Below are 9244 nucleotides of genomic sequence, written 5' to 3' on the forward strand. Positions count from 1 at the left end.
CCGGGTGACGGTGCCTTCGGTGACGGACTCGCCCAGTGCGGGCATGGTGACCGGGGTGCCTTCGCCGCTGCCACCGGACGAAGCGGGAGCGGATGCCGCGGGAGCTTCCTCGGCGGCCGGTTCCTCGGCTGCGGGTTCCTCTGCGGGCTCTTCGGCGGCGGGCTCTTCGGCAGGAGCGGCGTCGTCGGCCGACTCGCCGGCGTCACCGATTACAGCGAGTTCGCCGCCGATCTCGACCGTGTCGTCTTCCTGAGCGACGATCTTGACCAGGACGCCTGCAGCGGGCGAGGGGATCTCGGTGTCCACCTTGTCAGTGGAGACTTCGAGCAAGGGCTCGTCGACATCGACCGTGTCTCCTTCCTGCTTGAGCCATCGCGTGACAGTTCCCTCGGTGACGCTTTCACCAAGCGCTGGCATCTGGACGGAGAAGGCCATGTCTGTTGACTCCTCGACGGTTGTGTTCGTGTGTGTTGAGTTGTACCGACTCGTGGTCGACAACCATTGTGTGGTCGTCACCATTGTGCTCGAGGCCGGAGACTCGTGCGGGTGCTTCAGGGGTAGACGGACCGCTGCCCAAGCGAGGCATGGCCGTAACCATCCTTGCACTCATCGTCTCGGCGCGGTTGCAGAGGGGCAGCACCGTCTCACACCGCGGACAGTGCGCGCCCTGCTCGCAGCGCATGGTGGCGCTGGGAGCAGGGCGCGCCCGCAGTGCGGTCAGCCGCGCTCGGCGGTGCGGTCAGCCGCGCTCGGCGATGTCCTCGATGACGGTGATCATCGTGCGTACCGGCACTCCGGTCCCGCCCTTGCCGACGTACCCGAAGGGGCCACCGGTGTTGAACGCCGGACCCGCCACGTCGATGTGCGCCCACTGGACACCGTCGGCGACGAATTCCTTCAGGAACAGGCCTGCGGCGAGCATGCCGCCCCACCGGTGCGGAGTGACGTTCGCGAGATCCGCGACCCGCGAGTCGAGGTCACGGCGAAGTTCCTCCGGCAACGGCATCGGCCAGCCGTTCTCGCCGACCTCCTGCGACAGCGCGGCAACCCGATCGCGGAACTCCTCGGTGCCCATCACACCGGGAGTGCGATTGCCGAGGGCGACCATCTGCGCGCCGGTCAGCGTTGCGGTATCGATCAGGTAGTCGGGCCCGTCCTCGCACGCACGCACGATCGCGTCGGCGAGCACGAGACGGCCCTCCGCGTCGGTGTTGATGACTTCCACCGTCGTTCCGCCGTACTGGGTCAGCACATCGCCCGGACGCTGTGCCGTCGAGGACGGCATGTTCTCGGCCATCGGAACGGTGGCGACGACGTCGGCAGCGACACCGAGCTTGGCGGCGAGCACCACGGTGGCGACGACGGCGGCGGCACCGGCCATGTCGGACGTCATCGCTTCCATGCCGGCAGCGGGCTTGATGGAGATGCCGCCGGTGTCGAACGTGATGCCCTTGCCCACGAGGGCGATCTTCGGCGCCTTCCGCTTCTTCGCCGAGTACGACAACCGCACCAGACGCGGCGGCCGCGACGAGCCCTTGCCGACGCCGACGATCCCGCCGTAGCCCTGCTTCTCGAGGGCCTTCTCGTCGAGCACCTCCACCTTCAGCCCGGCAGCCTCACCCAGTGCCTTCGCGCGCTCGGCGAACTCGGCGGGGTAGAGGTGGCTCGGCGGGGTGTTCACGAATTCGCGGGCAGTCGCCACCGCCTCGGCGATTGCGGTCGCCCGGGCGAGAACGGCCTTGGCCGCCCGGTCGCGCACGGACGGAACGAGCAGTTCGATGCGGGTCGCGGGGCGCGCGTCGTCCTTCGGCGCCGACTTCGCGGAACGGAACTCGGTGAACGTGTAGGAACCCAGCGCGAAACCTTCGGCGGCGGCACCGAGATCGACCGACGACAGGGTGGTCGCGACGGTGGTGACACCGGTCAGCGCACGCGCTGCTGCACCGGCGGAACGACGGACCTGTTCGGCGTCGATACGGTCCGCGGCTCCGAGGCCGACGGCGAGCACGCTCGCGACGGGAAGTTCGGCCGGTGCGGGGACCCGGGTGAGTTCTTCGCTTCGGCCCGTGGCGCCCACCGCCTGCAGGGTGTCGAGCAGTTCTCCGAGCACCGCTTCGTCGACAGGACCGTCGCCGAAGAGGATTTCGGGACCGTTGTCGGACGAGGTGAGTCCGATGACGAGAACGTCGGCTCGCTTGGATACCGAACCGGCGAGTGCGAGTTCGGGAAGTGCGGGGGTCGGTGTGCTCACAGGCAACTCCTAGGAAGCGGGGGTGATGGCTTCGATGCTAGTGACCACCGTCCGAACGGTCGCAGCGGTGGGATAGCGTCGTGCGACATGAGTGACGAGGAACTCCAGCAGGGGCCCATCCACGCCGTCCATGTCGAACTCGGCGCCACCTTCGCACCGTTCGGTGGCTGGGAGATGCCCGTCTCCTATGCCGGGACGGTCGCCGAGCACACCGCGGTCCGTGAGGCCGTGGGCCTGTTCGATGTCAGCCACCTGGGTAAAGCCCTGGTCCACGGCCCGGGCGCTGCCGCATTCGTGAACGCCGCGCTCACCAACGACCTCGCCAAGATCGGCCCCGGCAAGGCGCAGTACACCCTGTGCTGCACCGAGACCGGCGGTGTCACCGACGACCTCATCGTCTACTACGTCTCCGACGACGAACTGTTCCTCGTTCCCAATGCGGCGAACACCGCCGCAGTCGTCGAGGCGCTGTCCGCCGCGGCACCGGACGGGGTGACCGTCTCGAACCAGCATCGCGACTTCGCGGTGTTCGCCGTGCAGGGACCGCGGGCCGAGGACGTGCTTGCCGGCCTCGGGCTGCCCACCGACATCGCCTACATGGGTTTCGTCGACGCCGACTACCAGGGCATGCCGGTGCGGGTGTGCCGCAGCGGCTACACCGGTGAGCGCGGGTTCGAGGTGCTGCCCCGCTGGGACGACGCCGAGACGGTGTTTCGCGCGCTCGCGGCGTCGGTCCGTGACGCCGGTGGGCAGGTGGCAGGCCTCGGCGCTCGCGACACGCTGCGGACCGAGATGGGTTACGCACTGCACGGGCACGAGTTGTCCGTCGACATCTCGCCCGTCCAGGCACGGGTGGGCTGGGCCGTCGGCTGGAAGAAGCCGCACTTCTGGGGTCGCGAGGCGCTCCTCGCCGAGAAGGAATCCGGACCGGCACGGCGCCTGTGGGGTCTGCGGGCCGTCGACCGCGGGGTGTTGCGCCAGGGGCTGACCGTCTCCCGTGACGGCGTGCCCGTCGGGCAGACCACGTCCGGAACGTTCTCACCCACGCTCAAGATCGGTATCGCGCTCGCACTTCTCGACACCGCCCCGGGAATCGCCGCCGGTGACGAGGTCACGGTGGACGTGCGGGGCCGGTCGTTGCGGGCCGAGGTCGTGAACCCGCCGTTCGTCGAGGACCACACGAAGTAGATTCGTTTCCGCTGATTGTTAGGATTGTCGTTCATGACAGGTGTCCTCGAATTCGTCCGCGTCCCGCATTCCTCACCCAGCTCTGCGGAGCGGCGACAGGAGATTCTGTCCGAGCCCGGATTCGGGCAGTACTTCACCGATCACATGGTGTCGATCACCTATACCGAAGGTGTCGGCTGGCACGACGCGAAGGTCGAGCCGTACGCCCCGATCCAGATCGATCCCGCTGCCATGGTGCTGCACTACGGCCAGGCGATCTTCGAAGGACTCAAGGCGTACCGGCAGGCGGACGGCAGCATCTCGTCGTTCCGGTTGAGTGAGAATGCGGCGCGGATGAACCGGTCCGCCGAGCGCCTGGCCATGCCGTACCTGCCGCCGGAGTTGTTCGAGAAGTCGGTCCGCGAACTGCTCGACGTCGACCACGAGTGGGTTCCCGCGGCGGGCGGGGAGGAGTCGCTGTATCTGCGGCCCTTCATGTTCGCGACCGAGCCTGCACTCGGCGTGCGGCCCGCCCACGAGTACCGATACCTCCTCATCGCCTCTCCCGCCGGCGCCTACTTCCCGCGCGGCGTGCGCCCGGTGAGCGTGTGGCTCTCGCGTGAATACGTGCGCGCCTCGCCCGGCGGCACGGGTGCCGCGAAGTTCGCCGGCAACTATGCGGCGTCGCTCGTCGCGCAGGCCCACGCCGCCGAGCAGGGTTGTGACCAGGTGGTGTGGCTCGACGCGATCGAACGCAAGTACGTCGAGGAGATGGGCGGGATGAACCTGTACTTCGTGTACGGGTCCGGCGCGGATGCGCGTCTCGTCACCCCGGAACTGTCGGGGTCGTTGCTGCCCGGCATCACCCGCGACTCGCTGCTGACTCTCGCCACGGATTCCGGTCTGGTCGTGGACGAACAGCGGATCAGCACCGACGAGTGGCGTGAGAAGGCCGCAAGCGGGGAGATCACCGAGGTGTTCGCGTGTGGAACCGCAGCCGTGATCACCCCGGTCGGCAGAATCAAGGACAAGGACGGCGAGTTCATCATCGGAGACGGCGAACCGGGACCGGTGACGATGGCGCTGCGCGACACGCTGACCGGTATCCAGCGCGGCACGTTCGCCGACACGCACGGCTGGATGACGACGCTGCGCGCGTAGATCAGCCCGCAGAGATCTGCACCCGGAGAGGGTCGCGACCGTACCGACGGTCGCGGCCTTCTCTGTTTCGGCCGGTCGGCTCTGTCAGAGCGCGGTCGCAGCCACCAGTGCGACCGCCGCGACCGTGCCTTCCAGCGCCGCGCCGAGCACGTCGCCGTTGAGTCCGCCGAACCGGCGGGCGCAGTGCCGCACGAACAGAGCCGACAACACCAGCGCCACGAGTACGGCAAGCGGGCCGAGCCACGGCGTTGCGGGCGTGGTCAGGACGGCAGCGGCTGTCGCCGCGACCAGCCACAGCGCGATCGGAAGCGGACCCTGCGTTCCGGCCACCAGGGTGCCGAAGCCGCTTCCCGGCGCCGCGGGCACTCCTCGGCGGCACGCGAGCACCACGGCGACCCGGCCCACGGCTACCGCAACGAGGATCGCCGCCCATCCACCGGCGTCCGCGAGCGCGCCGAACGACGCCGCCTGAATGCCGAGTACGACGATCGACGCGACGACACCGAACGGCCCCGCTCCGCCGCTGTGCATCACTTCCCGGGCACGTTCGGGCGGTCCGTAACAACCGAGACCGTCGGCCGTGTCGCTCAGCCCGTCGACGTGCATCCCACGGGTCCCGACGGCGAGCACACCGACACAGAGCAGTCCCGTGGCGAAGACCGGCGCACCGGCGGTGCTCGCTACCCAGGACACCGCGGCCGCTGCTGCACCCAGTACCAGGCCGGCGACGGGAGCGGCGGTGATCGCCCGGCCCGCGACCGTTCTGTCGATGTCGTGCGGGCCCCGCGCGGGAAGGACGGTCAGCCACGAGAGCGACAGCGACACGCCGTCGATCCACCGGCGCAGCATCACCCGGCGGTCTTGGTGGGAGCCTCGTCGCGGGTACTGACTCCGGCCTCCGAGAACGTCGCCATGCTCGCCAGGATCTCCACCGCACCCTGCACGACGGGGAGTGCGGCCACCGCGCCCGATCCTTCGCCCAGCCGCATGTCGAGATCCAGAATCGGTTCGAGTCGCAGGTGGCGCAGCGCGATCGTGTGGGCCGGTTCGGCGGACCGATGCCCGGCGACCCACCATCGTGCTGCGCCCGGGGTCAGTTCTTCGGCCACCATCGCCGCAGCGGTGACCACGACGCCGTCGAGGATCACGGGCGTGCGGCGTACCGCAGCCTGCGACAGATATCCCGCCATGGCGGCGAAATCGGCACCGCCCGCTGTGCGCAGCAGGGCGATGGGATCGCGGGTGTGCGGACGTGCACGCCGCATCGCGTCGCGGATGGCGGTGACCTTGCGCATCCAGCCGGCGTCGTCGACTCCGGTGCCGCGGCCGACGGCGGCGACAGGTTCGGTGCTCGTCAGCGTCGCGATGAGGACGGTGGCGGGGGTGGTGTTACCGATCCCCATGTCACCGGCGATCAGGAGATCCGCCCCTTCGTCGACCTCTCGGTCGGCGAGTGAGCGACCGGCCTCGACCGCCCGTACCGTCTCGTCGTGGGTCAGCGCGTCTTCGCGGTCGATGCTCCCGCTCGAGCGCCGGATCTTGAAGGTGGACACCTCGGCGGGGGTGTCGCCGTCCACCGCCATATCGACGACGCGGACGCCTGCTCCGGCAACGCCGGCAAGGACGTTCACTGCTGCTCCGCCTGCTACGAGGTTGGCGACCATCTGGGCCGTCACCTCCGGCGGGTATGCGGAGACACCGTTGCGTGCGACTCCGTGGTCACCGGCGAAGACCACGACGCGGGGCCGCCGGAACGGGTGCGGGGGAACTTCGCCCTGGCATGCGGCGACCCAGCAACCGAGGACCTCGAGACGGCCCAGTGAGCCGGCAGGCTTGGTCAGGTCCCGCTGTCGTTCCTCGGCGACGAGTCGCACCTCCCTGTCCGGTGCGGTCAGCTGGGGGAACTCGATACCGGCGGGTGAGCCGGGGGTGCTGGTCACATGTCACCTCTCGCGTGGGGAATCACCGACTGACGCTATCAATTCACCCTGTGGCACAAATCCGACGATGGATGTCTTTTCTGCCACTTTCGCTCGGAGATCATCGCCCGCAGGCTGGCACTATGGCGGACATCATAGTGATCATGGGCTTTCTCCTGGCACTCGCGGCCGCGCCGGAGATCGGCCGGTTCCTCCCGGCTGCGCGGCCCCGGTGGGTGGCGCGGGCCTGGTGGCGGACCAACACCTTCCGGCCCGGAGAGACGAATCGGCCGCGGCCCGAACCGTCCGAGGACGAGCGGGCCGCGGCCGAAAACCACGATGTGTGCCGAGCGGGCGAAGATTCCTAGACTGCGGCGCCGGGCTTGACCCGGGGGAGCGGTGCGCGGAGCTTGCGGATCTGCGACGCGCGGACGAACGCGTACCAGCCCAGCCCGAATCCGCCCTGGGCGGAGTCGGGATAACGCTCGCGGACCTTCCTGTTCACGAGACGGCCGAGGTAGATCCCCTCGATCACCATCAGCAGCATCATGAGGAACATCGCCAGCGTGACGTACTGCTGCACGACGGGTCCGAGGAACATCGACATGATGAGCACCAGCGCGAGCGGCATGAAGAGGCCGACGAGGTTGCGGCGACTGTCGACGAGATCGCGCACGTACGCGCGCTCCGGGCCCCGGTCGCGGGGAAGCAGGAACTTCTCTTCGCCGGCGAGCATCCGGTTACGGCGCTCGGATGCGGCCGCGCGACGCTCGGCTGCAGCGGCTTTGCGCTGGTCTTTCGACTGCGACTTGCGTGCGGCTTTGCGCCGCTCGCGCGCTTCCTTCGCCGTCATCGGGGCCGGGGCGACCGGGCCGCGACGGCGGCTTTCGGCGTCTCGGCGCTTGGGCGTCGGGCGGCCCTTGCCGGTGGTGACCTTCGGGGCGGCGGCGACAGCCTCCCCGTCGGGCAGGGCCTCGGGCACGGGAACCTCGTGGTCGGCGGACTCGTCGGAACCGCCGCGGCGTAGCAACTTCACCCTTCCAGGCTATGGGATATTCGCGAGAACGGGTAAACCAGGCTGCAATACCACTGTGTTGCGCGACTCGTTCACGGGGAATACATCCGGGCGCGGTACCGTTGAGGCATCCGGGTCCGACACGAACCACAGGTCCGACACGAAATACAGGGAGCGCCCATGACTGTGCAGCAAGAAACCGACACTCACGGCGTCGTCCTGACCGAGGCCGCCGCCTCCAAGGCGAAGGCACTTCTCGATCAGGAGGGCCGTGACGACCTCGCACTGCGTATCGCCGTGCAGCCCGGCGGCTGCGCCGGTCTTCGATACCAGTTGTTCTTCGACGATCGCAGTCTCGACGGCGACCTGATCAAGGACTTCGCCGGCGTCAAGCTCGCTGTGGACCGTATGAGCGCTCCGTACGTCGAAGGTGCGGCGATCGATTTCGTCGACACCATCGAGAAGCAGGGCTTCACGATCGACAACCCGAACGCCACGGGTTCGTGCGCGTGCGGTGATTCGTTCAACTGAGTCGGTCTCGGGAGGGCCTCGGTGCGAGAGCACCGGGGCCCTCCCGTGTCTCCGGGTACCGTGAGGGCGCTACGGCCTCGTCCCGAGTGCCTCATCGTCCCGATTCCTGCGGAAAGGTACAGCCACGTGACCATCGCTGTGACCGGCTCCATTGCCACCGATCACCTCATGCGCTTCCCCGGCCGGTTCGCCGAACAGTTGCTCGCCGACCAGCTCGCACACATCTCGCTGAGCTTCCTGGTGGACGACCTCGTCGTCCGGCGAGGTGGTGTCGGCGGCAACATCGCGTTCGCGATGGGTGTGCTCGGCGGTTCTCCGGTGCTCGTCGGCGCGGTCGGCGCGGACTTCGCCGAGTACCGCGGCTGGCTGGAGAACCACGGCGTGAACTGCACGTCCGTGCATGTCTCCGAGACCGCGCACACGGCTCGGTTCGTGTGCACGACCGATGAGGACATGGCGCAGATCGCGTCGTTCTATCCGGGTGCGATGTCGGAGGCCCGCGAGATCTCGATCGCGGATGTCGTGGCACAACACGGAGTCGACCTCGTGCTGATCGGCGCCAACGACCCCGACGCCATGATCCGCCACACCGAGGAGTGCCGCCGGCTCGGCGTCCCGTTCGTCGCGGACCCCTCCCAGCAGCTCGCGCGCCTCGACGGCAAGCAGGCCGCCGAGCTCATCGAGGGCGCGGAGTACCTGTTCACCAACGAATACGAGTGGGGACTGCTCCAGCAGAAGACAGGTCTGACCGAGGACGAGATCGGCGCCAAGGTCGGCATGCGGATCACCACGCTCGGCGGCAACGGCGCGAACATCGTCGACCGTGACGGCAACTGGGTGCACGTCGGCGTGGTCCCTGACCGCGCGAAGGTGGACCCGACCGGCGTCGGCGACGCCTTCCGTGCGGGCTTCCTCGTCGCCCACCGCGCAGGACTGGGTGTCGAACGTGCCGCGCAACTCGGCTCGCTGGTCGCGGTGCACGTCCTCGAGACCACCGGGACGCAGGAGTGGACCTTCGACCGGGCCGATGCGCTCAAGCGTCTCGCCGACGCCTACGGTGCGGCTGCCGCGGACGACATCGCCGCCATCCTCTAGTTCACCGGGCTTCGGCTCTCGGAACGACAACAGACGGTCGTGGGGGGGGGGGGGGGGGGGGGGGGGGCCCGCCCCAGGGTGGGGTGGGGTGGGGGGGGTGGGGTT

General features: G+C 68.7%; 10 protein-coding genes. 5 read left to right on the forward strand and 5 right to left on the reverse strand.

Annotated elements, in window-relative coordinates; all coding sequences use genetic code 11:
• Together ACLQ3J_RS20095 and ACLQ3J_RS20100 are read right to left on the reverse strand one after the other, a co-directional pair.
• The coding region (locus ACLQ3J_RS20095; RefSeq protein ID WP_425904233.1) for a biotin/lipoyl-containing protein at positions 1 to 435 on the reverse strand (435 nt) is incomplete at its 3' end.
• Positions 436 to 739: 304 nt separating this feature from the next.
• A complete protein-coding gene (locus tag ACLQ3J_RS20100) occupies positions 740 to 2251 on the reverse strand; it encodes a leucyl aminopeptidase (RefSeq protein WP_425904234.1) in 1512 nt (503 codons plus the stop codon).
• Positions 2252 to 2338: 87 nt separating this feature from the next.
• On the opposite strand from ACLQ3J_RS20100, the gene gcvT reads away from it, so the two are divergent.
• Together gcvT and ACLQ3J_RS20110 are read left to right on the forward strand one after the other, a co-directional pair.
• Positions 2339 to 3439, forward strand: a complete 1101-nt coding sequence (gene gcvT / locus ACLQ3J_RS20105; RefSeq protein WP_425904235.1) for a glycine cleavage system aminomethyltransferase GcvT — start codon at positions 2339 to 2341, stop codon at positions 3437 to 3439.
• A gap of 33 nt (positions 3440 to 3472) precedes the next feature.
• The gene (locus tag ACLQ3J_RS20110) at positions 3473 to 4579 is read left to right on the forward strand and encodes a branched-chain amino acid aminotransferase (protein WP_169651810.1); all 1107 of its coding nucleotides are present in this window, start codon (positions 3473 to 3475) and stop codon (positions 4577 to 4579) included.
• 84 nt (positions 4580 to 4663) lie between these two features.
• Here the strand turns inward: ACLQ3J_RS20110 and ACLQ3J_RS20115 are convergent, their stop codons facing one another.
• Entirely contained in the window at positions 4664 to 5428 is a 765-nt protein-coding gene (locus ACLQ3J_RS20115) for an adenosylcobinamide-GDP ribazoletransferase (protein ID WP_169620211.1), read from the reverse strand.
• Positions 5428 to 6519, reverse strand: a complete 1092-nt coding sequence (gene cobT / locus ACLQ3J_RS20120) for a nicotinate-nucleotide--dimethylbenzimidazole phosphoribosyltransferase (protein WP_296550985.1) — start codon at positions 6517 to 6519, stop codon at positions 5428 to 5430. The genes ACLQ3J_RS20115 and cobT overlap by 1 nt, the downstream gene beginning before the upstream one ends.
• A gap of 122 nt (positions 6520 to 6641) precedes the next feature.
• Between cobT and ACLQ3J_RS20125 the strand changes: the two genes are divergently transcribed.
• On the forward strand, positions 6642 to 6866 hold the full coding sequence (locus ACLQ3J_RS20125; RefSeq protein ID WP_425904236.1) for a hypothetical protein: 225 nt from the start codon (positions 6642 to 6644) through the stop codon (positions 6864 to 6866).
• Here the strand turns inward: ACLQ3J_RS20125 and ACLQ3J_RS20130 are convergent.
• Positions 6863 to 7534 (reverse strand): DUF3043 domain-containing protein, encoded by a 672-nt coding sequence (locus ACLQ3J_RS20130; RefSeq protein WP_425904237.1) that lies wholly within the window; start codon positions 7532 to 7534, stop codon positions 6863 to 6865. The two genes, ACLQ3J_RS20125 and ACLQ3J_RS20130, sit on opposite strands and share 4 nt — an antisense overlap.
• 159 nt (positions 7535 to 7693) lie before the next feature.
• On the opposite strand from ACLQ3J_RS20130, the gene ACLQ3J_RS20135 reads away from it, so the two are divergent.
• Both ACLQ3J_RS20135 and ACLQ3J_RS20140 read left to right on the forward strand, forming a co-directional pair.
• Entirely contained in the window at positions 7694 to 8044 is a 351-nt protein-coding gene (locus tag ACLQ3J_RS20135) for an iron-sulfur cluster assembly accessory protein (protein WP_169620207.1), read from the forward strand.
• Positions 8045 to 8170: 126 nt separating this feature from the next.
• A complete protein-coding gene (locus ACLQ3J_RS20140; RefSeq protein WP_169620206.1) occupies positions 8171 to 9139 on the forward strand; it encodes a PfkB family carbohydrate kinase in 969 nt (322 codons plus the stop codon).
• Positions 9140 to 9244: the final 105 nt, after the last annotated feature.

Source organism: Rhodococcus sp. DT1 (assembly GCF_049844875.1).
GTDB lineage: Bacteria > Actinomycetota > Actinomycetes > Mycobacteriales > Mycobacteriaceae > Rhodococcus.